General features: G+C 63.9%; 25 protein-coding genes, 1 tRNA gene and 1 pseudogene. 11 read left to right on the plus strand and 16 right to left on the minus strand.

All coding sequences use genetic code 11. From position 1 onward, the window contains the following. Window positions 1-218 precede the first annotated feature (218 nt). From I603_RS04000 to I603_RS14435, 5 genes are all read right to left on the minus strand, one after another. The gene (locus I603_RS04000) at window positions 219-650 is read right to left on the minus strand and encodes a hypothetical protein (protein WP_068862563.1); all 432 of its coding nucleotides are present in this window, start codon (window positions 648-650) and stop codon (window positions 219-221) included. After that, window positions 647-1,156 carry a hypothetical protein gene (locus tag I603_RS04005; RefSeq protein ID WP_068862564.1) on the minus strand — a complete coding sequence of 170 codons (510 nt, stop codon included), beginning with the start codon at window positions 1,154-1,156 and terminating at the stop codon, window positions 647-649. Before I603_RS04005 ends, I603_RS04000 begins: the two co-directional genes overlap by 4 nt. A 48-nt stretch (window positions 1,157-1,204) precedes the next feature. Next, complete coding sequence (locus I603_RS04010) at window positions 1,205-2,617, minus strand: hypothetical protein (protein WP_068862565.1); 1,413 nt, start codon at window positions 2,615-2,617, stop codon at window positions 1,205-1,207. A gap of 16 nt (window positions 2,618-2,633) precedes the next feature. Beyond that, window positions 2,634-2,834 carry a hypothetical protein gene (locus tag I603_RS04015; RefSeq protein WP_068862566.1) on the minus strand — a complete coding sequence of 67 codons (201 nt, stop codon included), beginning with the start codon at window positions 2,832-2,834 and terminating at the stop codon, window positions 2,634-2,636. 513 nt (window positions 2,835-3,347) lie between these two features. Continuing rightward, entirely contained in the window at window positions 3,348-3,929 is a 582-nt protein-coding gene (locus I603_RS14435) for a hypothetical protein (protein ID WP_143736752.1), read from the minus strand. A gap of 540 nt (window positions 3,930-4,469) precedes the next feature. Between I603_RS14435 and I603_RS04025 the strand changes: the two are divergent. Beyond that, a pseudogene (locus I603_RS04025) lies at window positions 4,470-4,790 on the plus strand (recombinase family protein); the annotation flags it as partial. On the opposite strand, the gene I603_RS14775 reads toward I603_RS04025, so the two are convergent. From I603_RS14775 to I603_RS04040, 4 genes are all read right to left on the minus strand, one after another. Continuing rightward, window positions 4,787-5,074: an ATP-binding protein gene (locus I603_RS14775; RefSeq protein WP_232305244.1), complete on the minus strand. Its 288-nt coding sequence runs from the start codon at window positions 5,072-5,074 to the stop codon at window positions 4,787-4,789. The pseudogene I603_RS04025 and the gene I603_RS14775 overlap by 4 nt on opposite strands. A 576-nt stretch (window positions 5,075-5,650) precedes the next feature. Beyond that, window positions 5,651-5,726: transfer RNA gene (locus I603_RS04030), tRNA-Thr, on the minus strand. A gap of 139 nt (window positions 5,727-5,865) precedes the next feature. Then, the gene (locus I603_RS04035; protein WP_068862569.1) at window positions 5,866-6,750 is read right to left on the minus strand and encodes a hypothetical protein; all 885 of its coding nucleotides are present in this window, start codon (window positions 6,748-6,750) and stop codon (window positions 5,866-5,868) included. After that, window positions 6,747-8,060, minus strand: a complete 1,314-nt coding sequence (locus I603_RS04040; protein ID WP_068862570.1) for a replication-associated recombination protein A — start codon at window positions 8,058-8,060, stop codon at window positions 6,747-6,749. The genes I603_RS04035 and I603_RS04040 overlap by 4 nt, the downstream gene beginning before the upstream one ends. Before the next feature lie 114 nt (window positions 8,061-8,174). Here I603_RS04040 and I603_RS04045 point away from each other — a divergent pair, with 114 nt between their 5' ends. Then, entirely contained in the window at window positions 8,175-8,810 is a 636-nt protein-coding gene (locus tag I603_RS04045) for a PadR family transcriptional regulator (protein ID WP_068862571.1), read from the plus strand. Window positions 8,811-8,890: 80 nt separating this feature from the next. After that, window positions 8,891-9,355, plus strand: a complete 465-nt coding sequence (locus tag I603_RS04050; RefSeq protein ID WP_068862572.1) for a hypothetical protein — start codon at window positions 8,891-8,893, stop codon at window positions 9,353-9,355. Here the strand turns inward: I603_RS04050 and I603_RS04055 are convergent. After that, window positions 9,352-10,548, minus strand: a complete 1,197-nt coding sequence (locus tag I603_RS04055; protein WP_068862573.1) for a glycosyltransferase family 4 protein — start codon at window positions 10,546-10,548, stop codon at window positions 9,352-9,354. The genes I603_RS04050 and I603_RS04055 overlap by 4 nt on opposite strands. Before the next feature lie 169 nt (window positions 10,549-10,717). Between I603_RS04055 and I603_RS04060 the strand changes: the two genes are divergently transcribed. The 4 genes from I603_RS04060 to I603_RS04075 all read left to right on the plus strand — a co-directional run bounded on the left by I603_RS04060 (window position 10,718) and on the right by I603_RS04075 (window position 15,241). Further along, on the plus strand, window positions 10,718-11,896 hold the full coding sequence (locus I603_RS04060; RefSeq protein WP_068862574.1) for a phosphoserine transaminase: 1,179 nt from the start codon (window positions 10,718-10,720) through the stop codon (window positions 11,894-11,896). Window positions 11,897-12,013: 117 nt separating this feature from the next. Beyond that, on the plus strand, window positions 12,014-13,600 hold the full coding sequence (gene serA, locus I603_RS04065) for a phosphoglycerate dehydrogenase (protein WP_068863251.1): 1,587 nt from the start codon (window positions 12,014-12,016) through the stop codon (window positions 13,598-13,600). A gap of 103 nt (window positions 13,601-13,703) precedes the next feature. Then, window positions 13,704-14,846, plus strand: a complete 1,143-nt coding sequence (locus I603_RS04070; protein WP_068862575.1) for an ATP phosphoribosyltransferase regulatory subunit — start codon at window positions 13,704-13,706, stop codon at window positions 14,844-14,846. Beyond that, window positions 14,843-15,241 (plus strand): RidA family protein, encoded by a 399-nt coding sequence (locus I603_RS04075; RefSeq protein ID WP_068862576.1) that lies wholly within the window; start codon window positions 14,843-14,845, stop codon window positions 15,239-15,241. The genes I603_RS04070 and I603_RS04075 overlap by 4 nt, the downstream gene beginning before the upstream one ends. Here the strand turns inward: I603_RS04075 and I603_RS04080 are convergent. Further along, window positions 15,238-16,299, minus strand: coding sequence for an alpha/beta hydrolase (locus tag I603_RS04080; RefSeq protein ID WP_068863252.1), 1,062 nt, complete (start codon window positions 16,297-16,299; stop codon window positions 15,238-15,240). The genes I603_RS04075 and I603_RS04080 overlap by 4 nt on opposite strands. Before the next feature lie 143 nt (window positions 16,300-16,442). Here I603_RS04080 and I603_RS04085 point away from each other — a divergent pair, with 143 nt between their 5' ends. The 3 genes from I603_RS04085 (at window position 16,443) to I603_RS04095 (ending at window position 19,404) form a co-directional block, all read left to right on the plus strand. Continuing rightward, entirely contained in the window at window positions 16,443-17,732 is a 1,290-nt protein-coding gene (locus I603_RS04085; RefSeq protein ID WP_068862577.1) for an adenylosuccinate synthase, read from the plus strand. A 34-nt stretch (window positions 17,733-17,766) separates the two neighbouring features. Beyond that, a complete protein-coding gene (locus I603_RS04090; protein ID WP_068862578.1) occupies window positions 17,767-18,321 on the plus strand; it encodes a L,D-transpeptidase family protein in 555 nt (184 codons plus the stop codon). A gap of 90 nt (window positions 18,322-18,411) precedes the next feature. Continuing rightward, a complete protein-coding gene (locus tag I603_RS04095; protein ID WP_068862579.1) occupies window positions 18,412-19,404 on the plus strand; it encodes a helix-turn-helix domain-containing protein in 993 nt (330 codons plus the stop codon). Between the two features lie 4 nt (window positions 19,405-19,408). On the opposite strand, the gene I603_RS04100 is transcribed toward I603_RS04095, so the two are convergent. Genes I603_RS04100 through argH form a run of 4 tightly spaced genes read right to left on the minus strand, consistent with a single transcriptional unit; the run spans window position 19,409 to window position 23,104 of the window. Then, complete coding sequence (locus tag I603_RS04100) at window positions 19,409-20,212, minus strand: precorrin-2 dehydrogenase/sirohydrochlorin ferrochelatase family protein (RefSeq protein WP_068862580.1); 804 nt, start codon at window positions 20,210-20,212, stop codon at window positions 19,409-19,411. A 7-nt stretch (window positions 20,213-20,219) separates the two neighbouring features. Further along, the gene (lysA, locus tag I603_RS04105; RefSeq protein ID WP_068862581.1) at window positions 20,220-21,479 is read right to left on the minus strand and encodes a diaminopimelate decarboxylase; all 1,260 of its coding nucleotides are present in this window, start codon (window positions 21,477-21,479) and stop codon (window positions 20,220-20,222) included. 12 nt (window positions 21,480-21,491) lie between these two features. Beyond that, window positions 21,492-21,731: a hypothetical protein gene (locus tag I603_RS04110; RefSeq protein WP_068862582.1), complete on the minus strand. Its 240-nt coding sequence runs from the start codon at window positions 21,729-21,731 to the stop codon at window positions 21,492-21,494. Further along, window positions 21,728-23,104, minus strand: coding sequence for an argininosuccinate lyase (gene argH / locus I603_RS04115; protein WP_068863254.1), 1,377 nt, complete (start codon window positions 23,102-23,104; stop codon window positions 21,728-21,730). Before argH ends, I603_RS04110 begins: the two co-directional genes overlap by 4 nt. Window positions 23,105-23,150: 46 nt before the next feature. Between argH and I603_RS04120 the strand changes: the two genes are divergently transcribed. Then, on the plus strand, window positions 23,151-23,711 hold the full coding sequence (locus tag I603_RS04120) for a TlpA family protein disulfide reductase (RefSeq protein ID WP_232305245.1): 561 nt from the start codon (window positions 23,151-23,153) through the stop codon (window positions 23,709-23,711). Window positions 23,712-23,725: 14 nt separating this feature from the next. Here I603_RS04120 and I603_RS04125 read toward each other — a convergent pair whose 3' ends face one another. Continuing rightward, the gene (locus I603_RS04125) at window positions 23,726-24,478 is read right to left on the minus strand and encodes an SDR family oxidoreductase (protein ID WP_068862584.1); all 753 of its coding nucleotides are present in this window, start codon (window positions 24,476-24,478) and stop codon (window positions 23,726-23,728) included. Window positions 24,479-24,489 lie beyond the last annotated feature (11 nt).

The following is a 24,489-nucleotide window of genomic DNA, read 5'->3' on the forward strand; positions in this document are numbered from 1 at the left end:
TCGCCCTGAGGCGGCCACAAACCGGAATGTACGGAAGCCGCTCATACCGGCAGTGGCCCTCCAACTCCTTCTCGATTTTGCCGAGGCCATAAAGTCGACGCGGCGCAGTCGGACTTTGTCGAGATCGATCGGGCGCCGCTCTATGGCCGCAATAGCCGCCGCGTGCTTTCTGGCTGCCAGCTCGAGAATCTGCCTTACGTGCGTTGCGACTGGGTCAGTCACAATCGTGCCTCGCCCAAGCTGGCAGGCCTGAAGTCCACAGGTCTTACGACTGTCCACCGGGCGTCGTCGTGCGGAGCCATGATGAAGAGCCGCTTCGGCTTTGGATCATCTTCCTCGTTAAGGGCGAACAACGCCTCGCCATAACCTCCCACCTGCCGATCAATCTCGGCGACGGCCTGCTGGTGATAGACGTCCATTGTCGACCACCGCTCACGGATACGCGGCCATTCGAGATAGGCCTTGGCACCCTCGTGAATGTAATTGATCTCGCCCCTCCAGGTCCGACAGACGGCGATTGCAGCAATCGGCTCGTCGATCCCGGGCAGGCGGCAAGCGAGCGACCGTGTCTTACGCGGAACAAATCGACCGAGAAGAGCCGGCCCCCTTGCGATCCTGCATGAAAGCCCGCCTTGTGTCTCGTCAGTCATAGGCGCTCCGTTGACCGCATTTCGATACCGTCCATCCGGTTCGGACAGATGCGCGACCGATTGCGGCGGTTGAGTTCCAGCGTTTCCTGGACGGTCAACACCACGACGCGGTAGTGGGTGCGTATCCAGTCAAAAATTTGCTCGTCATTCTTCCCATCGTCGACCATCGCTCCGATGTGAAGGGTCATTTCACGCTGGGGCAGTACATGCTCCAGCCGCAGGTTCTTCATGATCTCGTTGCGCGGCATGCCGCTTGCATAGCCATTCTCACGCCACTCGTACGCTGCGGCGCTGATCTCGGCGTCGGGGTGCATCTTGTAGGAGAGAAGCTGAATGTCGGGATACTTGGCCCAGGCAGCCATGATATCGGCGATCCGGGTGCAGGAATAGATGCCGCCCCAGTTGTCGGTGATGAGTCCCTGCGTGAGCACCTCGTTGCGCGCCTGCCAGAACAGCCGGAAAGCGCCCATCATGTTCTCGGGGCTGCGAAGCAGCGCGCGCGTCATGGTTGGCCTCCTCTGTCTACTTCAGGCAGGTCATCGATTGGATCAATTCTAGTCTTCATTGGAGAACATCCCATCGATGAGTTGTTGATACTCAATCAGAATCTTCGCCCTCCTTTCGAGGTGGGGCCGAGCCAGAGACTCCGCCTCCGCGATCAGCTTGTGGCCGATCTGATCTTCTTCGGGGCATTTCATGTTCGCGAAGATTGCTGCTGCAACAGTTCCTTCAAGCGCGGGCGTCTCTTCATCGTCCAAGACAGCGATTTGGGGATGGAACCAAGTATCGGGTTCATGGGCGAAAAGCAGCCTGTGCACTTCGGCGTCATTCTTGTCATGAAGCCACCCAGACGGCTCCCCGGGAATGTCACGGAGGTCGTCCACGATGAAGTATCGGGGGATGATCTTCTGTTCAGTGATTTCGAAACCATCAGTCTGGAATTGATCGATCAGCGACCAGTCGACAAATTCGTACTCAATCCGACTATCGAAGTGGTCGAGTTCTACTGACTCAAATATTATCCGGTCATAATATCTTTGCAGGGCAACCTTGAGCATCGGCGTTCTAGGCGTTGCTGGCCAATAATTATGGCCAGTCTCGTTGCGGCCGACCCATAGTTCGAGTCCCGGGGTTCCGTCGGGTTTTTCTTCGATCGAAAGATTGACCGTTGAGACATCGATTGATTCAAGCTCACACCAGCCAAAGCCGACGGCTTCATCATACTTGATTGCCGGCAACCGAAAATCGCCTTGGGTCAAGAATTTGCGGTCGTGCAGCCAGTCGATGCAGCGAACAGCCTTGGTTTCTTGATCATCGCCGGCTGTCGATCCATCCGCGCCGAAGAGGTGCGCCGGAACCACGAACGCAGCAACTCGTCTGCGTTTCATCAAGTACCCTAGTTTTATGTCGACGCTATCAAGGTAATGAATTTGAATTCCGTCAGCACATTTCTTCAGCCGGTGAGCCCAAAGCTCGACAAGCCTGGTCTTGTCGGAAAGCTGTTGCTCGACCTTGCGAGCAAAACTTGCAATTAGGCCGCGAGCCGTGACATCTGCAGAAGGGTCGAATTCCAGTTTCGGACCAAATTCGGTGCCGGCTAGAATCGTCCGAATGTATTTGGCGTGCGCCCTATCATATTGGTCGCCGATTACATGCGATCTCGCCAGTGCGAATTTGATCGCCTCCTCGATCAGTGCGGCCCAGTCCCGCCCGCTCGAAATAAAACTGTCGTTCTTCGTTTCGTCGCGCTCTTTGTCGGAGGGAAGCTGCACGTAGCGGCGCCGCTTCTGCCACCGATCTCCATGCGGCCAGCAGGTATCGAACCAGGCCCTGACAGTTTGCAGCGGTTCATCGGGCGATAACTCGCAGGCAAGATTGCCAAGCGCCTTCGCAATCAGCGGACGGTCCGCGAGCTTCACGCGCGACGTTGATCGCACCTTCTCGAGTTGACTGGGAACTTTTCTCATTTGCCGGCCTCCCAGATCAATTCAACCAGCCAGCTGTGATCACAGCCAGGTCTCTCTGATCAACAATAGCAAAGATGTTGCGATAGCGATCGAGCTTTGCGCTCGCGCCTGTCGCTTGCATGGCTTCAGCCCAAGTGTGGCGGTCGAAGCGATACTTGAAGCATCCATTGCCGGCGCTTGTCGCCTCGGCAAAATCAAGAAGGAGCTGGAGGGCCACTGCCGGTATACCCCGCTGTTGCAATCGCTGACGCGCGTGGATTGTTAGAGGGGCGAGACTGGCTCGACGGTGCAGGTTTTGGGTCAGAGAATTCATTGCATTGATGTCCGTTCGGTGAATTGCTTTCCGCGCTCTAGTGGCGCGACCTGCACAGCACACGGACAGATTTGCAATTTTTCTGGCTATTGGAAATCTTTTTCTGGCTATTAATCTGGCAATATCTCGGTGGCCCGTCAGGCGCTGCTTGAAGCAAAAGACATAAGAAGGGCCCCGGATGGCGCTGTGGCTAATCGAGCCATCACTCCATGATTTGATATGGCCAGCTAAAGTGTGCGTAGGTAAGCACAATTGCACGCGTAACCGGTGGACGATAAAACGCGAGGTCGAGGTGGCGCTGTCAGAGCTTGGGTTTCGCGCGCGAGCTTGATGCAAAGCAAAGAGACCAATCGAAGAAGCCGAGCGTGAAGGGAATCCGTTATCCCTCGAGTGTTTCGGAACAACTTAGATAGTCTTCTAGCGACCGAGTTTCCGCATAAGCAATTCGTCGACCTTCGGGCGGACAATTATCCCCTGCAACTCAAAATGCGCGATGCGCAGGGTCGGCAAGAAGTTGTGAACAGGTGGTAGAAGGTCTGCCAATGCGTCTCGAAATGCCCGCTGCCGATGACGCCCGCCCTCCATCGGAAAGAGCGGTGGGCAAGGGCGTCCAAAACCGCCGCCTTCTAACCTTGTCTTCATGCGAGAAGCCTTTGTCCACACTTCGCGATCGAAAGCGATTGGAGTGTCGTCCGGGTAGAGGCTCAAAGTGACGGCACGGAATGAGTTGAAATGCTGTTTTTCATCTACTTCAAGGAAACGAGACCGCCCATCATTGTCGATCAGTACGGCATCGATTTTCCGGCGCTCGCGTGAGGGCATCTCATCAGGCAAATCCTTCCCTGTGAGTTCGCGGTAGATGTTTTGCACTAGCGGCCAAGCGGGGCCGCACTCTACCTTGCCGGGTCGCATCAACCATTGCGGTGTTTCTGACAATCTCCAGCCTGTGATCGCTACCACCTGACTGACAATTTCGCGTTCGAATTCCCGCTGCGCCATAAGAAAACACTCCGAGCATCACGACGACGTAGATTGTTAGAGAATTCCAAGGCTATGGAGTTGAACTAAGTGGCCCTCAGCGCCCTGACGCGCGCCAAGGCGGTCTCTAGCACATTCTCGACAGCGACGAGATCGTGAGCGAGTTCCATGCTCGTGTGCCCGGTCGCATTCAGGATCACTGCCATCACGGCTTCCGACTGCGTGGCCAACTCAAGCAGATGCAGACTGCTCGGACTCGTGTGTCCGTTTAGCCAAGATCGGGCTGTATGGTCGCTCACATGGGTCCAGCGCATCACAGTCTTGGTCGCCTGGCGCGTTCCGCCGAGGTCGGTTTTCAGGGCCGCACCGATCATATGCGCAAGAGCCGCGTCGGATAGCCCGTTCGGCGCACCACGAAGTTTGCTTCCGCTATTAGGAACCATTTTTCCCTGCTTTCTCGTGTAGCGCAGAGGACTGAAGCGCTCTCGCAAGCTGCGCTCGAGTAATCGCATGATCATTCGATGGACGGACGACAATCGTGAAGATCCCAAGCCGCCCCAGATGATCCGGGCGGCACAATATGTCCGCATGTCGACCGAGCATCAGCAGTATTCGACCGACAACCAGGCCGCCACGATAGCCATCTATGCGCAGAAGCGTGGGCTCGAGATTGTCAAAACCTATGCAGACGAGGGCAAGAGCGGGCTGAACATCAAGGGTCGCCCAGCGCTTCAGGCTTTGCTTGATGACATCGAAACCGGACGCGCGGACTTCGAGGTGCTGCTCGTTTATGACGTCAGCCGTTGGGGACGGTTTCAGGATCCCGACGAGGCGGCCAGCTATGAACTGCGCTGCCGGAGCAAGGGCGTCCGGGTTCTCTATTGCGGCGAACAATGGGAAAATGACGGGAGCATAGCCTCGACAAGCTCCGCCATTGTCATGCCGCGACCATCATCGAGAACTGCCACCGCAGGCTCAGCCGACGTCGCATCAGACAATATCTCGATCTTGCGGGCACCTGCAGTGATCGAATTGTCGATGATGTCAGCGAGTGCAGTTTCGGCTGAATAACCGATATCGCGCAGGCTCTGGATCAGCGATGCAGCATGAGGCGTCGCATCTGCTGTCCGTCGATTGGAAGTGGCCTTGGGCGGGTCAGAGTACATGGAAACTCATGCAATTCGGCGGTTCGCCAAGATGTTATAGGGATCGAAGTCTTAAGCAACCTTGATCAAGGGAAATGCCCCCAGAGCTCTCATTAGGACTTGGATCCTAGCGTTCCTGTCACAGATTCTCTTCCGCTACCCTGCGGGCAACCTGCTCTATTCGCTGGCGCGGACCGGACCCGTGGCCCCGCTCATCCGGGTGACGATCATGAGCGGCTGGAAGCGGAGCGGAGGGCTCTGGAGGACGCGCCCTGTCCCATACTGTGAGGTGGTGCGCACGACGTTCTCGTACTTTTAGGCAGGCGTTTTTGCCTTGCAAGACACGATACAGCTTCTTCGGCTAGATGACGAGGCAACCGTCGGAGGGCGCTCCTATTCAGCTACGTTCCACCTGCGATTAGCCATAGCACCGCGTCCGATGCACTAACTGTGTGTGCGGGCCACTCATTTGAGGCAAGTCAGATGGAATCAATATCTGCTGTAATAACTTAGTCGGCTCGTGAGCCACCTCCATGACCCCCGAATTTGTCCAAGCTTCTTGGATTTTGTCCAATCACTTGTGACGTCCCACAGAAATGGTGCCGGCTGTCGGAATCGAACCAACGACCTGATGATTACAAATCAACTGCTCTACCAACTGAGCTAAGCCGGCACATGGCTTTATGGAGCGCGCCTTAATCACAAACCCGCGCGCCCTCAAGCAGCGAAGCGTTAGGGTGACCAAAACACCCTCAAGAAGCGAAGCGCCAGGGAGACCAAAACACCCTCAAGCAGCGAAGCGTCAGGGCGAACTACAAAGCGCCGAAAGTCCAGCCTTCGGTGCGAGCGATGGCGGGCGTCAGGGCCGGGGGATGCCAAAGGTCTTGCTGGCCGTGCACACGCCGCAGCCAGGCAGAGGTCAGGAGTGCATCGGAGGAGTGATCGTCGAGCGCGCCTGTCCCTTCGACCGGCGGCGAGCCCAGCAGATCGAGCGCATCGTTCAGCGCCTCGAAGCTCCGCAGCTTGGTCGCTGCGCCCGTCACGCCGCCGAGCCTTGCGGCAACCGAGGTGTAAATCTCGGTTACCACGGATCCGTTGTCCGGCAAGGGATCGACCGGCCACACCGGCACCCGCCCGCCGAGGCGGTGCAGCATGCGCATTCCCGTCAGGCTCGACTTGCCGACCTGCGCTGCGCCGACGAGGTTGAAATTGCTTACCGGTCGCACGCCCTGATTGCGCTGTGCCGCCTCGGCGACGCGAAAGCGGCCTTCGCGACTGGCGGCGCCGGGGAGCAGGAAGCGGTCGCCTGTCGCGTCCTTGCCGTGGCGGAAATAGCGCGAAGCCTCGGCGTGGCTGACGAAGCCGCCCGCCTCGAGGTGCGGATCAGCGGCGCACAGCCTATCGATCAGCGCCCATAGGCCGGGCGCGTTCTGCGGCGAGGCGTCCCATCCCGGAAAGAAGGCGCCCGCATCGGCGAAAGGCAGGCCGATGCCCAGATCGAGGCCGACCAGCGTCGCGCCAGGCAGATCGCAAAGCAGCGCCAGCACTTCGGTGCGCGCCCATCCGCGCGGATCGGGCGGGGCGATCAGAACCGGCGGCCCGCCTTCGGCCAGCGCGACGGCGAGCGCGATGCCTTTCTGCCGCGCGCCCTTTGCGCCTGACCAGTCGACCGCAAGGAAGTGGGAGAAGCGGCTCACCCCCGCTCCGCCCGCAGCTTGTCCCAATAGTCCAGCCGCTTGCGCACCTCGCGCTCGAATCCGCGGGGGGCGGGCGTGTAGAACTGTTCCGGTGCCATCCCTTCCGGCCAATAATTGTCGCCCGAAAAGCCCTCGGGCGTGTCGTGATCATAGGTGTAGCCCTTGCCGTAGCCGAGGCTCTCCATCAGGCCGGTCGCCGGATTGACGATATTCATCGGCGGCATCAGGCTGCCGCTCTCCTTCGCCGATTTCCACGCCGCCTTCTGCGCCATATAGGCCGCGTTCGATTTGGGGGCGGTGGCGAGGTAGAGGCAAGCCTGAACCAGCGCCAGTTCGCCTTCGGGCGAACCGAGGAATCGGTACGCCTCCATCGCCGCCATGCATTGGGGAAGCGCTTGCGGGTCGGCCATGCCGATATCTTCCACTGCCATGCGCACCAGCCGCCGGGCGAGGAACAGCGGCTCCTCGCCCGCCACCAGCATCCGCGCCAGCCAGTAGAGGGCGGCCTGCGGATCGCTCCCGCGCACCGATTTGTGCAGGGCGGAGATCAGGTTGTAATGCCCGTCGCGGTCCTTGTCGTAGACTGCTAAGCGCCGTTGCAGGAACCGGGCCAGACCCGCCGGATCGAGCGGTTCGGCCAGACCTGCATGGTAGAGCGTCTCGGCCTGCCCGAGCAGGAAGCGTCCGTCGCCGTCGGTGCTGGCAATCAGGGCGGCGCGCGCTTCGGGGGCGAGGGGGAGGGCGCCTTCGAGGTCTTCCGCCTTTGCCAGCAATGCCTCCAGCGCAGCCTCGTCCAGCCGGTTCAGCACCAGCACCTGCGCGCGGCTGAGCAGAGCGGCATTCAATGCAAAACTCGGGTTCTCGGTGGTTGCGCCAACCAGCGTCACCACGCCGCGTTCGACGTAGGGCAGAAAGCCGTCCTGCTGGGCGCGGTTGAAGCGGTGGATCTCGTCCACGAACAAGAGCGTCTTGCGGCCTGCCTTCGCCATTTTTTCGGCTTCGGCAAAGGCCTGCTTCAAGTCGGCCACGCCAGAGAACACCGCGCTGATCGCAGCGTAACGCATCCCCACCGCATCGGCGAGCAGGCGGGCGATGCTGGTCTTGCCGGTGCCGGGCGGCCCCCACAGGATCATGCTGGACAGCTTGCCTGCCGCCACCATTCGCCCGATCGCACCTTGGGGTCCGGTGAGGTGCTCTTGCCCGACAACTTCGGCAAGGTTCGCCGGACGCAGCCGGTCGGCCAGCGGCGCATCGGCGCGCGGGGTATCGGGCGCGCCTTCGGGCGCATCGTCTGCGAACAGGTCAGCCATTCGTCGGGCGTGATACGCCGATCGTCGGAAAAGGGAACAGCGTGCGGCGATGCCTCTTGTTTCGATAGGTCTAAGATATATCTTAGATGCATCTCAAGACCCGAGGAGGATCACATGACCTGGAACAGATATGGCCGCGGCGGCGGCTGGGAAAAGTTTGCCGAGACAATGGCGATGATGGCGATGAACAATGCCGCCAACATGGGCGGCCAGGGCTTCAAGGCGCGTTGGCGCTACGATAGCGAGGATGACGCCGAGGACGGCGGTCGCCAGCGCCGCCGCGAACGCCGCGGGCGGATGTTCGGACAGGGCGAGTTGCGGCTTGCGCTGCTGGCGCTGATCGCGGAGCAGCCCTCGCACGGCTATGAATTGATCAAGCAGATCGAGGACATGACCGGCGGTGCCTATGCGCCCAGTCCCGGTGCGGTCTATCCGACGCTGCAGATGCTGGCCGACGAAGGCCAGATCGAGGAGGCCGAGGCCGAAGGGGCAAAGAAGCCGTTTGCCGCCACCGATGCCGGCCGCGCGGAGCTGGAGACCCGCAAGGACGAGGTCGACGAACTGATGCGCCGCCTCGGTCGCCACGCCGAACGCACCACCACGGTTCGCTCGCACGATCTGTTTCGCGCCATGGGCAATCTCGGCACCGTGCTCAAGAACCGCGCGCGTTCGGGCAAGCTCGACGAGCGTACCATCAACGAAATCGTCGACATGATCGACGAAATGGCCAAGCGTATCGAGCGGCTGTGACCCCGCGCGATTGCGCCGAACCCGACTGAGGCCTATTTTCTCCCCCGTTGCGCCTATGCCGATGGGGGAGGGAAGACCAGATGAACCGGATGACCGGATCGCGCGCCAAGGCGCCGTGGCACTTGTGGGTGCTGGCTATCGTCAGCCTGCTGTGGTTTGCCGGAGGTGCAAACGACTATGTCATGACCAAGACCGATAACGCGGCCTATCTCGGCATGGCGGCGGAGAACACGGGCGTGAGCATCGAGACGATGCGCGCCTATTTCGATGCCTATCCGCTGTGGGCGACGGTGTGCTGGGCATTCGGCGTCTGGGGAGCAGTGGCGGGTTCGATCCTGCTGCTGTTCCGCAGCCGATTCGCCTTTCATGCGCTGGCAATTTCACTCGCCGGACTGGCCGGCTCGACGGCCTATACCTTCACGTCCGATATGCCGCCGGAATTTGCCGGCACCGGGCAACTGGTGTTCAGCGCGCTGATCTGGGCCTCGGTGATCGGCATGGCCGTTTATGCCCGGGCCATGACGCGCGCAGGGGTGCTGCGTTAGGCGGCGTCGCGCCGCTCGCGTTCCTGTAGCGCCCGGCGGTCTTCGACCAGCCGCACATAGGTATCGGCCACGACCTGGTTGATCGCCTCCCAGCTGTATTCGCAGGCCCTGGTCTCGCCTGCTGCGCCATGCGCCGCGCGCAAAGCCCGGTCCGTGCAATAACTTGCCAGCGCATCGGCGCATCCTGCGACATCTGCCGACAGGCCGGCCAGCGGGACGAGCTTGCCGGTCACGCCTTCCCTGACGATGCTGGCGCTGCCGGTGGCTCCGGCCGCAACCACCGGCAGGCCGCAGGCCATCGCCTCAAGCGTCACATTGCCGAAGGCTTCGGTAACGGAAGGGTTGAAGAACACATCACCGCTGGCGAGTGCCGCACCAAGCGCTTCGCCGGTCTTGAAACCGGCAAAGATGCCGCCCGGCAGATTTTTCTCGAACCATTCGCGCGCGGGCCCGTCGCCGATGACCAGCACCTTGTGCGGCACCTGCTTGCGGCGCAGATGGATGATGGTTTCGGCAAAGACATCGAGTCCCTTTTCCATCACCAGACGCCCGAGGAAGACGATTGCCACATCATCATCGGCCAGGCCGATGCTGCGGCGCCATTCGGGATCGCGGCGGGCGGACGAGAAGATGGTGCGATCGACCCCGCGCGTCCACAGCCCGATATCGTCGTGCATCTCCATCGCCAGCAGTTCGTCGATCATGCTTTGCGAAGGCGCCACCAGCGCATCGCAGCGATTGTAGAAACGCCGCAACATCCGCACGATGAGCGGTTCGAGAAAGGCCATCTTGTAATAGCGCGGATAGGTCTCGAACCGGGTGTGGACGCTGGCCAGCACCGGAATGTCGTGATCCTGTGCCCAGCGCAGCGCTGCATGGCCCGAAGGGTCGGGCGAGGACAGGTGCACGATGTTGGGCGCGAACTTGTCGAGGTCGCGTCTTACCGCCGCATTGAAGCCCAGCGGCAGGCGATATTCACCGCGTCCCTTCACCGGCATGGCGATGCTCGGCAGGCTGACGAGGTCGCCCGTCGGGGGAAAGGCAGGCTCGGCTACGGTGGGCGAATAGACTCGCACCGCCGCGCCTTTGGCCAGCAGCGAGCCGACCAAGCGGTTGAGGGCCTGATTGGCCCCGTCCCGGGTGTAGTTATAGTTGCCGCTGAACAGGGCAATGCGAAGGTCGGAAATCTGCATGGAGACGCCCGTTTAGGCGAGCCGGACGCAATTGGCGAGAGGCTATGCTCTCGTTTGCAGGCCAGGGATTGACCGGAATCATTCATTGACTTGTCGCGCGCTGCCACTAGAGCGGCCAGCGGGCCACGCGGTCCCAACGCCGCGCGTGCTCTCTGCAAGGAGAGAATACATGACTGACTATGTTCGCGGGCTCGCGCATGAGCCTACGCTGAAGCCTGAGCGCCCCTTTTTCTCGTCGGGCCCCACGGCAAAATTCCCCGGCTGGTCGCTCGACAAGCTCAAGACCGAATCGCTTGGCCGCTCGCACCGCTCGGCGCTGGGCAAGGCGCGGCTGAAATATGCCATTGACCTCAGCCGCGAACTGCTCGGCATCCCCGATGATTATCTGGTGGGCATCATGCCCGCGTCCGACACCGGCGCGATCGAAGCGGCGATGTGGTCGATGCTCGATCCTGCGCGCCCGGTGACGGTCGCAGCGTGGGAAAGCTTCGGCAATGTCTGGATCCAGGACGCGGTGAAGCAGTTGAAGCTGCCCAACCTGCAGGTGATGACCGCCGACTATGGCGAAATCCCCGATCTCACCACCATCCCCCAGCGCAACGACGTGGTGTTCACCTGGAATGGTACGACGAGCGGCGCGATGATCCCGGACACCGACTGGCTCGAGCCGGGCCGCGAGGGTGTGACCATCAACGATGCCACCAGCGCCATCTTCGCCCAGGAGATGGACTGGGCCAAGCTCGATGCCACGACCTACAGCTGGCAGAAGGTGATGGGCTCTGAAGCCCAGCACGGCATGCTGATCCTCAGCCCCAAGGCGGTCGAGCGGATCGAGAGCTATGATCCGGCCTGGCCGCTGCCCAAGCTGTTCCGCATGAAGAAGGGTGACAAGCTCAACCGCGGTATCTTCGCGGGCGAGACGATCAACACGCCCTCGATGCTGGCGACCGAGGATTACATCGCGGCACTGGAATGGGCCAAGAGCATCGGCGGACGCAAGGCGCTGGTTGAACGCGCCAATGCCAATTCCAGGCTTGTGAAGGACTGGATCGAGGCCACCCCGTGGCTGCGCAACATGGTCGCCGACCCGGCCAAGCAGACCAATACCGGCGTGTGCATGGTGTTTCAGGGCGACTGGTACGAAAGCCTTTCGGCCGAGGACCAGGCCGGCGTGCCGAAGAAGATCGTCAAGCTGCTCGAAGAGCGCAACGTCGGCTATGACTTCAACGGCTACCGCGACGCGCCGCCGTCGTTGCGCATCTGGTGCGGTTCTACCGTCGAGCAGGAGGACATCAAGCGCCTGCTGCCGTGGATCGAGTGGGCCTACGAAAAGGTCAAGAACGGCTGAGGCCGTCCGAATGTCCTATCGCCCCGGCCACCGCGCCGGGGCCGCTTTCCCCAATTCCCAATGCGCGCATCGCGCAATCCCGTGCAGAAGCGGGATGACGAGTGGAAGGAATTTCCCATGACCAAGCCCAAAGTTCTCATCAGCGACAAGATGGACCCCAACGCCGCGCGCATCTTCGAAGAGCGCGGCTGCGATGTCGATGTGATTACCGGCGAAACGCCCGAACAGCTGATCGCCCGGATCGGCGAGTATGATGGCCTCGCCATCCGCTCCTCGACCAAGGTGACCAAGGCGGTGCTTGATGCCGCCACCAACCTCAAGGTCATCGGCCGCGCCGGGATTGGCGTCGATAACGTCGATATCCCCTATGCCTCGTCCAAGGGCGTGGTGGTGATGAACACTCCCTTCGGCAATTCGATTACCACCGCCGAACACGCCATCGCGCTGATGTTCGCGCTCGCTCGCCAGATCCCTGACGCGAACGCCCAGACGCAGGCCGGCCTGTGGCCCAAGAGCGGGTTCATGGGGGTGGAGCTGACCAACAAGACGCTTGGCCTGATCGGGGCGGGCAATATCGGCTCGATCGTTGCCAGCCGCGCCCTCGGCCTGCGCATGAAGGTGATCGCCTATGATCCCTTCCTGACCGAAGATCGCGCGGTCGAAATGGGCGTGGAGAAGGTCGATCTCGACACGCTCCTGAGCCGCGCCGATTTCGTCACGCTGCACACGCCCTTGACGGAGGAGACGCGCAACATCCTCAGCCGCGAACGTCTGGAAGGCGCCAAGAAGGGCATCCGCATCATCAATTGCGCGCGCGGGGGGCTGATCGACGAGGCGGCGCTCAGGGATTGCCTGGAAAGCGGACAGGTTGCAGGCGCCGCGCTCGACGTGTTCGAGACCGAGCCGCCGGCCAAGGATCATCCGCTGTTCGGTACGCCCAACTTCATCTGCACCCCGCACCTCGGAGCCTCTACCACCGAAGCGCAGGTCAATGTCGCGCTGCAGGTGGCCGAACAATTGTCCGATTACCTCGTCAATGGCGGGGTCACCAACGCCTTGAACGTTCCTTCGCTTTCTGCCGAGGAAGCTCCCAAGCTTAAGCCCTACATGGCGCTCGCCGAAAAGCTCGGCAGCCTCGTTGGGCAGCTGGCGCACGGTAACCTGACCAATATCAGTATCGAACGCGAGGGTGCGGCCGCCGGTCTTAACGGCAAGCCTATCACCGCCGCTGTGCTGGCCGGTTTCATGCGGCGCTATTCGGACACCGTGAACATGGTCAACGCGCCGTTCCTCGCCAAGGAGCGCGGGCTCGACGTGCGTGAGGTCCGGCATGACCGCGAAGGCGCCTATAATACGCTGATCCGGGTGACGGTTGAAACAGCGCAGGGTTCGCGTTCGGTCGCCGGCACGCTGTTCGGGACCGAAGCGCCGCGTCTTGTCGAGATCTTCGGCATCGGTATCGAGGCGGACCTGTCCGGCCACATGCTCTACATCGTCAATGACGACAAGCCGGGCTTCATCGGCCGCATTGGGACCCTGCTCGGCAGCCACGGTATCAACATCGGCACCTTCAACCTGGGTCGCCGCGAGGCCGGCGGGGAAGCAGTGCTGCTGCTGAGCCTCGACGACGCTCTGACACCCGAGGTGATTGCCGAGGCAGAGAAGGTCGAAGGCGTGAAGCTGGTCAAGGCGCTGTCGTTCTGATGTCTCGGCTTCACCCCCTGCTCCCCTCGCTTGGGGAGGGGCCGGGGGTGGGGCAGTGCAAGCCCCTTCACCCGCGCGTGATTGCCCGCTAAGCGCGCAGTGCATGACCCAGCCCAACGATCTCCTGCCCGCCGACCTGCTACCAGAGGGCCTCGAAGACCGTCTCCCGCTTGAAGCGGCGCGGATCACGGCGGCGATGCGCGCCTGCCTCGCGGTGCTCGATGCCCATGGCTATGACCGCGTGCGCCCGCCGTTGCTCGAATTCGAGGCTTCGCTGGCGGGCCGCATGGCAGGTGTTGCCAAGGGCGAAGGGCGCGCGATGTTCCGCTTCGTCGATCCGGCGTCCTTGCGCACCCTCGCCCTGCGCAGCGACATGACCCCGCAGGTCGGGCGCATCGCTGCGACCAGTCTTGCGGCTGCGGCCCGGCCGCTGCGCCTTTGCTATTGCGGCGATACGGTGGTGATCAAGGCGAGCCAGCTCGATCCTGCACGTGAACGGCTGCAACTGGGCGCGGAGCTGATCGGTGCAGATTCCGTCGCTGCCGCCAGCGAGGCGGTGATGCTGGCGGTCGAGGCGTTGAAGGCGGCAGGCCTCAACGGCATCTCGGTCGATTTCACGCTGCCCGATCTGGTCGATACGCTGGCCGAAAAGGCCTTTCCGCTGGCGCCCGAGCGGCGCGAGGCGGTACGGCGCGAGCTCGATACCAAGGATGCAGGCGGATTGCGCGCGGCAGGGGGAGAGGCCTATCTGCCGCTGCTTTATGCCACCGGGCCGTTTGCCGATGCGCTTGCGGGGCTGCGCGCCGTCGACGCGGGCGGCGCGTTGAAATCGCGGCTTGACGGGCTGGAGGCGATTGCCGCGCAAATCGGTGATGCTGCGCGCATCACGCTCGACCCGACCGAACGGCACGGCTTCGAATACCAGTCATGGTTCGGCTTTACACTCTATGCCGAAGGATTGCGCAGTGCGGTGGGGCGGGGCGGTACCTACCGCATCGCGGGCAGCGAGGAACCGGCGACGGGGTTCACCCTGTATCTCGATCGTCTTGCCGAAGCCGCTCCGCAGCCCGGAGCGGTGCCGATGGTCTGGCTTCCCTTCGGCCATGATCGCGCGGCGGCAGCGGCGCTCAGGGCGCAAGGCATGCGCACCCGCGCGCAACTGGCCGAGGGCGAGGATGGACGAGTTCTGGGATGCACCCACATCCTCGAGGGTGGAATACCCGTCGCGCTGGAGGCCCCTTCGTGACTGATATAATCAAGCCGATCGCGCTCGAAAACGACCCGCTTGCGCCCTATTTTATCGCGCCCGGCTGGCAGGTGGGCAACCTGCTTTTTCTCTCCGGGCAGGCGAGCATCGGCGCGGACGGCAGCATTGTCGGCATCGGCGATTTTGACGCGCAGCTGGCCCGGACTTTCGCCAATATCGAGAAGGTGCTGGCCGCGGGCGGCAGTGATCTGTCGAAGGTGGTCAAGGTCACGATCTACCTCACCGACATGGACAACTTCCCGAAGATCGTCGAAGCCCGCCAGCGCTATTTCACCGCGCCCTATCCGGCCGACACCACGGTGGAGGTGCGCAGCCTCGCGCTGCCCGAGCTCATGGTCGAGATCGACGTGATCGCGACCACCTCGGCCAGCTAACTGAACACTCGCTCCAGGAAGGCATCGACGGCCTCGGTCTGGGCCTTGCCCGCCTCGGTACCAAGCTCGCGGTTCATCCGTCCGTGATCGGTGCCGGTTATCGCCACCGCCGATGCATCCTTGCCCGCCTTCGCGAGCGCGCCGGCAAGCGCCTCGGACTGGGCTTTCGAGCCGGGACGCTCGGCAACGTAGAGCGCCAGCCAGTGGGGCGCATCCCTGCCGCCCACGTGAGCAATGGGAGACAGCGCCTTGTGCCGCGCCGGATCAGTCCCGAACACGTCCCTGTAAAGCGTCGGCAGTTCCATTGTCGGACGCGCGACAGCATCGGCCACGTCATAGCCGGCCCCGTCCAGCAGCACGACGCCCTTGATCGCATCGAAGGCGTCTCCGGCATATTGCGGATCACTCGCCACCAGCGCCGCGAGATGCGCGCCTGCGCTGTGGCCCATCAGCACGATCCGGTCAGGATCGAAGCCACCGCTTTCCGCCTGCGCCCTCAACGCGCGCAGAGCCGCGCCGATATCGGCAGCCTGGTTCTCGACCGGCGCGTCCGGCAGCACCCGGTAGCCTGCCGAGGCAAAGACATAGCCCCGATCCTTGAAATGCTGCGGCTTGGCCTGCACCGTCGCCTTGTGGTTGCCCATCTGCCAGCCACCGCCGTGGACGAACAGCACCAGCGGCGCATCGCCGACCGCGTCATTGGGGGTGTAGACATCGACCTGCTGGCGCAGGTGATCGCCATAGACCACCGTGCTCGAAACCCTGCCGCTGGCAAACCTGCCCGCGCCCTGCCCCGCTCGCGCGCCCTCGCGCCCGCCACGTGCCTCCATGCGCTGGCGCAGTTCGGTGCGGCAGGTTTCGGACAGTTCGGCGGCTTTCTCGCGCAGACAGGCGCGCATCTTGGCGCGGTCTGCCTGTCCCTGCGTGCCGCACAGCTGCATGATCTCCTCGCGGCATTCGGCGGGCAGGCGTCCCTGACCGCGCTGCTGGGCCAGGATCGGCGAGGCTATCGCGGCAATGGCAGCGGCAGCAAGCAGGGCTTTGGTGGCAGTCTTCATGCGGGGGTCCTTGTGCATAGCGTTACCGTGCTTCAACGCGCCATAGCAGGCAACCCTTCGCGCAGGGCCTCGCGCACGCTTGCCACCCTGCGCCGGACAGCCTAGTGCGCCTGCGGTTTTGACGCCACCGGATAAGGATAAAGATGGCCAACGTCACCGTGATCGGCGCCCAGTGGGGCGATGAGGGCAAGGGCAAGATCGTCGACTGGCTGGCCAGCCGCGCCGATGCCGTGGTCCGCTTTCAGGGCGGGCACAATGCCGGCCACACGCTGGTGATCGACGGCAAGACCTACAAGCTCTCGCTGCTGCCTTCCGGCATTGTCTCGGGCACGCTGTCGGTGATCGGCAATGGCGTGGTCCTCGACCCCTGGGCGCTGCGGGACGAGGTCGCCAAGGTCGAAGCACAGGGCGTCAGCATTACCGACGAGAACCTGGCGATTGCCGATAATTGCCCGCTGATCCTGCCGCTCCACCGTGACCTTGACGGCTTGCGCGAAACGGCGGCGGGCAAGGGCAAGATCGGCACCACCGGGCGCGGGATCGGCCCGGCTTACGAGGACAAGGTCGGCAGGCGGGCGATCCGCGTGTGCGATCTGGCGCATCTCGAAAGCCTTGAGCCGCAGCTCGATCGCCTCTGCGCCCACCATGACGCGCTGCGGGCAGGCTTCGGCCAGCCGCCTGTCGACCGCGCCGCGTTGCTGGAGGAGCTGCGCGAAATTGCCCCCTTCGTGCTGCGCTTTGCCCAGCCGGTGTGGAAGCGCCTCAAGAAGGTGCGCCGCGCGGGCGCCAAGATCCTGTTCGAGGGCGCGCAGGGCGTGCTGCTCGATGTCGATCACGGCACCTATCCCTTCGTCACCTCGTCCAACACGGTGAGCGGCACGGCGGCATCGGGCTCCGGCCTCGGCCCCAATTCGACCGGCTTCGTGCTCGGCATCGTCAAGGCCTACACCACCCGCGTCGGCTCCGGCCCGTTCCCGACGGAACTCGAGGACGAGGTGGGCCAGCGTCTGGGCGAGCGGGGCCATGAATTCGGCACGGTGACGGGGCGCAAGCGGCGCGTCGGCTGGTTCGATGCGGTGCTGGTGCGCCAGTCCTGCGCCATCAGCGGCGTGACCGGCATCGCGCTGACCAAGATCGACGTGCTCGACGGGCTGGAGAAGGTCGCGATCTGCACCGGCTACCGGCTGCGCGGGAAGGTGTATGATTACCTGCCCAGCCACGCCGCCGATCAGGCCGAATGCGAGCCGATCTACGAGGAAATGCCCGGCTGGAGCGAGAGCACGGCTGGTGCGCGCTCCTATGCCGACCTGCCCGCAAACGCGATCAAGTACATCCAGCGCATTCAGGAACTGATTGAATGCCCGGTGGCGCTGGTCTCGACCTCGCCCGAACGTGACGACACGATCCTGATGCGCGATCCCTTCGTGGATTGATCGCAGGCGCCGCAAAGGGTTATCCTGCGCGGCGATGAACCGTCTGTCTTTCCTGCCGCTGCTGGCGCTTGCCGCCTGCGCGCAGCCTCCGCCCAAGGTGGCCGAGGCACCCTCGGCGCTGCCGCCGCTGGAGCGGGAAGCCGCGCGGATCATCCCCGAGCGGCGCTTTGCCCATGTCGACTACCTGCTGGTCGACAAGTCCGAACGGATGATGATCGGCTATGCCGACGGGCAGCCGGTCAAGGTGTGGCGGGGCTTGCAGTTCGGCGACCAGCCGCTCGGGCACAAGCGGTTCGAGGGCGACGAGCGCACGCCCGAGGGACGCTATTTCATCGAAGGCCGCAATCCGGGCAGCGCCTATCACCTCAGCCTCAAGATCTCTTATCCCAACGACAAGGACCGCGCATTCGCGCGGCAATACGGCCGTTCCCCGGGGGGCGATATCTTCCTTCATGGCCAGCCCAATGCGCTGCCTTTCGGCCGTGTGCCGGGCGACTGGACCGACGGCTGCATCGCCTTTTCGAATGCGGAGATCGAGGAACTGTGGCGCATCGTGCCTGATGGGACGGTGATCGAAATCAGGCCGTAAGCCGGCCAGCTTCTGCAGCAACTACGCGTATTTACTTGACCTGATCCGTTTTTGTTCTACTCTCGTTCCAACATTGTTGGAGTCGAGTCGATGCTGATCCAGTCGAGCGAACAGGCCGATTTTTCCTATGACGTGGCACGCGACGGGGCAGGATTGCCTGCACGGGTGGCAATCTATGGCGAGAGCGCGGGTTTGCGCGAACAGATGGCGGCAGATCTTGGCGGGGCGGGGTTCCGCACTATCGACGGTGGAAGCATCGCTGCGCTGATCGAAGGGCCGATCGCGTTATTGGGCGATGTGGTGCTGGTCGATTGCGTGGGGACCGGAAGCCGCGGGCTCGACGGGCTGATGCTGGCAGGCCTTGCGCGGCTCGACATGCGGGTTGCGCGTGCGGGCGCGAAGCTGATCGTGGCGACCTCCATGGCCGCACTGGACGACGTGTTTGCGGTTCTCGACCAGTCCAATCCCCAGCTTCTCGTCGATCCCGGCCGGGCCGAACGTGTCGTCGCGGTCGGGCGTGTCATGGGAGAGGCAGGCGCTTCGCGGGTGCGCGAGATGGCGGATGAAGATCGCCTGGCTCTCCTGCGCCTGTCCCAGCAGGTCGAGGCCATTGCCCACTCGCTTGACCGCATCTCCCAGCCCGAAAGCACCGGTGCGACCTCGCTCAGCGAGTTCAAGCGCGATTACCGTGGGGCCGATCCGGTGCAGGGCGGGTTTGCGGGCACTGCGTCCCAACTGCCCGATCCGCATACGATCCGGCAGGTCATCGCCAATCGTCAGGCGCGAGCGAAGTTCTTCGATCCGGCCCTGTTCGGCGATCCGGCGTGGGATATGCTGTTGGATCTGGCTGCGGCCCATGGCGAGGGCGCGCGTGTCTCGGTCACCTCGCTCTGCATCGCGGCAGGAGTGCCGGCTACCACCGCGCTGCGCTGGCTCTCGCAGATGGTCGAAAGCGGTATTTTCGTGCGCCTGCCCGATCCGGCCGACAAACGCCGCGCCTTCATCGCATTGAGCGAGCGTTCGCTGGCAGGGATGGCGGGCTATTTCGCCAGTCTGCGCACCCCGATGACGCTCGCGGCCTAGGATTTCAGGGGCGAAAGCGCAGCAGGAGCGTAAGCCCGGCTGGGTCGCTATCGCCCGCTGGCGACACTTCGTGCCATGCCAGCCGCGCCGCATCGGCCCGCGCACGGGCAAGGATCGCGTCAGGAACGGCGCCGTCAAGCAGCAATACGTCTGCCTCGCCCAGCATTCGCGCCTGTCTCAGCGTGAGGTCTTCCGGATCGGGGCTGGTCAGAGTGATCTCGACCATGCCGCCCGCCTGCGGTCCGGCAAGCCCTGCCGCCCATTCCGTCACCCGCGCATGCGCCAGCGGATCGAAAGGATCCAGAGCGCCGCCTTCGCGCAGCGCGGCATCCACCGCGCGCCGCCGCTCCGCACCATCCGGGAACCGTTCGCGCAGCACCGGCCGCACCGCCTCAAGCGCTTTCGCCAGCAGGCCCAGCGTCTGCGGCAGTACGCGTTCAAGCCTCAGCCGCACGTGCTTTGTCAGCCCGGCCGAGGCCCCGCCCGTGCCGATCGCCACCAGTAACGGATCGCGGTCGAGAATGCTGGGCGTGGTGAAGTCGCACAGCTCGGGCCGGTCGACGACATTGACCAGCATCCCCGCGCAGCGCGCATTGATGGCCGCCACCTCGCAGGCCTGGCGGTCGTCATAGGCGATGAAGGCGAGCCGCACGCCCTCGTCGATCGCGCGGGCGAGATCGTCAACCACCACGCCGCCCGCGCGTTCGACCAGCCGCCGCTTGGGCTCGGCAGCGTCGCCATCCCCCAGAACCAGCACCTCGCTCCCCGCGATCTGGTGGAACAGCGGCAGGCTGGCGATGTCGCTCATGGCCGGATCAGCCGAGCCATTCGGGCACGCGCTCGGCATCCATGATCGCGCCCGCTTCGATCCGGTCGGCAACCACTGCAAATTTGTCCCCATCGACCAGCACTTCGGCGACGAAGCCGCGCGAATTGTAGGACGAGGCCATTGTCGCCCCATAGGCCCCGGCGGTGCGGAACACGGCGAGATCGCCTGCCTGCAATGCATCGCATTCGCGCCCCATGGCGAAGGTGTCGCCCGTCTCGCAGATCGGGCCGACGATGTTGGCGGTCATGCGCGCGCCTGGGGGTTCGACCGCCTCGAAGTGGTGGTAAGCCCCGTAAAGCGCGGGTCGCGCAAGGTCGTTCATGGCCGCATCGACGATCACGAAGGGATCCTTGATCCCGCGCTTCACCCGCACCACCCGGGTCAGCAGCACGCCGGCATTCCCCGCAATGACCCGTCCGGGCTCGAAGATCAGTGTCACGCCCCAGTCCTTCGTCACGCGGGCGACCATCGCGCCATATTCGGCCGGTTCGGGCAGCACTTCACCAACCTTGTAAGGCACGCCCAGTCCGCCGCCGAGATCGACATGGGTGACGGTATGGCCCGCCCCCCGCAGCGCGGCGACCAGCGCACCGAGCTTTTCGAAAGCGGCCTCCAGCGGCGCAAGATCGGCGAGTTGGCTGCCGATATGCACCGCCACGCCGCGCAGGTTCACGCCCGGCAGGCCCGCCAGCTTGCCGAAGATCTGCCCGGCCTCGCTGATCGGCACGCCGAATTTGTTGTCGGCCTTGCCGGTCGAGATCTTGTCGTGCGTTCCGGCATCGACATCGGGATTGATGCGCAGCGCGCATTGCGCCGTCATCCCGCGCGCGGCGGCGAGTTCGGCCAGCTCGACGCCCTCTTCCTCGCTCTCGATATTGAACTGGCCGATCCCTGCCTCGAGCGCGGCGATCATCTCTGCAGCGGTCTTGCCGACACCCGAAAACACGATCTTGTCAGGTGCGATGCCTGCCGCCAGCGCGCGGCGCATCTCGCCCACCGACACCACGTCGGCGCCCATGCCCGCCGCGCCCAGCACCTTGAGCACGGCAAGGTTGGGATTGGCCTTGACCGCAAAGGCGATCAGCTTGTCCGGCACCCCGGCGAGCGCCTCGTGGAACACCCGCGCGTGGCGTTCCAGCGTCGCGCGGGAATAGACATAGACGGGGGTGCCGACTTCGGCGGCAATGCGCGGCAGCGGCACATCTTCGGCGTGCATCACGCCGTCCAGATAAGTGAAATGGTCCATGGTTCTTTTCGTTTATTCGGGCGGCAGGTCGAAGGGATCGTCCTCGCGCTCTTCCGAGCGCCGCCGCAATTCCACGCTGCGCTCGGGCGCGGCAAGCGCGTCGCGGCGAAGCAGTTCGTCGGCATTGGGCGGAGTGGTCGCGCCGTGCGGGGCGACCGGAAGGCTGGCACCGGCGGGCGGGGTCAGCGGCGCGGCAGCACCGCACCCTGCGAGCAGCGCCGCGCTGGCGAGAAGAAGCAGATTGCGCATCATTCCTCCATTCCCAGCGAATAGCGCGCGCGCGCGACCTGCAAACGGACTTGTTCGGGCGCGGTTCCCCCGAAACTGGCACGCGCTGCGACCGAGGCATCGACTGACAGCGCGGCATAGACCCGCTCGTCGATCCGTTCATCGATTGCCTTGAGGTCCTCAAGCGGCAGTTGATCGAGCGCAAGGCCCCGGCTTTCAGCCAGTTTCACGGCGCTTCCCGTGATGTGGTGCGCCTCGCGAAAGGGGATGTCGGCCACGCGGACCAGCCAGTCGGCAAGGTCGGTGGCGGTGGCATAGCCGAGTTCGGCCGCTGCGCGCATCCGCTCGCTGTTGAAGGTGCTGCCCGCGATCATCCCGGTCATTGCCGCGATGCTCAGTTCCATCAGGCTGGCCGCCTCGAACACCGGCGGCTTGTCGTCCTGCATGTCCTTGGAATAGGCCAGCGGCAGGCCTTTCATGGTGATCATCAGGCTGGTCAGGTTGCCGATCACCCGCCCGCTATGCCCGCGCACCAGTTCGGCAGCATCGGGGTTCTTCTTCTGCGGCATGATCGAGGAGCCGGTCGAAAGGCTGTCGGGCAGGCGGATGAAGCCGAAGGGCTGGCTCGCCCACAGGATCAGTTCTTCCGCCAGGCGCGAGAGGTGCAGCGCAGTGGCCGAGCAGGACCACAGGAAATCGAGCGCAAAGTCGCGGTCGGAAACCGCATCGAGCGAATTGGCGGTGGGCGCATAGAAGCCGAGCGCCTGCGCGGTCGCCTCGCGGTCGATCGGGAAGCCGGTGCCCGCCAGCGCGGCAGAGCCGAGCGGACATTCGTTCATCCGTGCGCGCGTATCCGCCAGCCGCGAACGGTCGCGCCGGAACATTTCGTAATAGGCCATGAGGTGATGACCGAGGGTCACGGGCTGGGCGGTCTGCAGGTGGGTGAAGCCCGGCATGATGCTGTCCGCGTGTTCCCCGGCACGGGTGACCAGCGCGCGTTGCAGACCGGCGAGGCTCCCGTCCATCGCGTCGATCGCCCCGCGCACCCACAGGCGGAAGTCGGTCGCCACCTGATCATTGCGGCTGCGCGCGGTGTGGAGCCGCCCCGCGACCGGGCCGACCAGTTCGGCCAGCCGCGCCTCGGTGGTCATGTGGATGTCTTCAAGGTCCCAGTTCTCGGGCACGCCTTGCGCTTCATATTCGGCGGCGACCTTGTCGAGCCCGGCACTGATCGTGGCGGCATCCTCTCCCGAGACGATCCCGCAGGCGCCCAGCATCGCGACATGGGCCTTGGACGCGGTGATATCCTCGCGCCAGAGCGCCTTGTCGAACGGGATCGAGGCGTTGATTTCGCGCATGATGGCGCTAGGGCCGTCGGCGAAGCGGCCGCCCCACATCGCGTTGGTCGCAGCGCCTTCCTCTGTCCCTGCTCCGGAGCCCGTCATGTCACGCTCGCCGCTCATTCTCGCTGTGTCGCTCCTGCTGCTGGCGGGATGCGATAGGCCCGCCGAAGCGCCAGCGCAACCGGCTGGCGAAAGCGCAGGGACGGCGGCGGGCGAAGTGGTGCGGCAATTCGCCGGAACGCCTCTGCCCGCGATGAGCTTTGCCGATGGCGAGGGGCGCAGCCTCGATCTCGCCGCTCAGGATGGCCCGGTGCTGATCAACCTGTGGGCCACCTGGTGTCCGCCCTGCGTGGTCGAAATGCCCCAGCTCGATGCCCTTGCCGCGGAGCTGGAAGGCGAGGTCAGGGTCATCACCGTCAGCCAGGACATCCGCGCAGGCGAGGTGGTGACGCCGTTCTTCGCCGAAAAGCGCTTTGCCCGGCTCGAACCCTGGCTCGATCCCGAAACGCAGCTTTCCGCCCAGTTCAGCCCCGAAGGCGTGCTGCCGCTGACGATCCTGTTCGACGCGCAGGGCAAGGAAGTGCTGCGGGTGGCGGGCGGCTATGAATGGGACAGCCCCGAAGCCATCGCGTTGATCCGCGACAGCCTCAGGGCCGAATAATCACCGCCCCGCGATCACAGGGTCGCGGTTTGCCCGCCGTCGACCTTGATCGCGCAGCCGTTGATGAACGCGGCGCGCGGGGAGGCGAGGAAGGCGGCGATGTCGCCGAATTCCTCAGGCCGCCCCAGCCGCCCTGCCGGGATTGCGGCGACAGCCCGCGCGCGCTGGGCCGCGGCATCGATCCCGCTGCCCGCTGCCATCGCGGCGTGCAGGCTCTCCAGCCGGTCGGTCGCGATTTGGCCGGGCAACAGCAGGTTGACCGTCACCCCGTCCGCCGCAACCTCGGCCGCGAGGGTCTTCATCCAAGAGGCCAGCATCGCGCGCACCGCGTTGGACAGGACGAGGCCGGGGATCGGGGTAACAAGGCTGGTCGAGGCGACCGCGAGGATCCGCCCGAACCCGCGCGCGCGCATCTGCGGCAGGAAGCCTTGCGCGAGTGTCAGCTGGGCGTTGAACATCCGGTCCATCACCGCGGCGAACTGTTCGGGCGTGGTGCCAGCCGCGCCGCCGGGGGGCGGCCCACCGCTATTGAGCACGAGGATATCGGGCGAGACACCCGCCGCCGCGAGCGCGGCGATGATCGTGTCCGGCGCGGCGGGATCATCGAGATCGGCGATGATATGGCGCGTCCCCGGCACTTCGCTGACCGAGCGCGCGACGGTGGTCACATCGGCCCCTTCGGCAGCGAGGCTTTCGGCAATGGCGCGGCCCAGTCCCTTGCTCGCGCCCAGCACAAGAGCCGTTTTTCCTGCAAGCTGGAGATCCATGGTGCTTCCTC

Origin of the sequence: Erythrobacter dokdonensis DSW-74 (genome assembly GCF_001677335.1) — a bacterium.
GTDB classification, from domain to species: Bacteria; Pseudomonadota; Alphaproteobacteria; order Sphingomonadales; family Sphingomonadaceae; genus Erythrobacter; species Erythrobacter dokdonensis.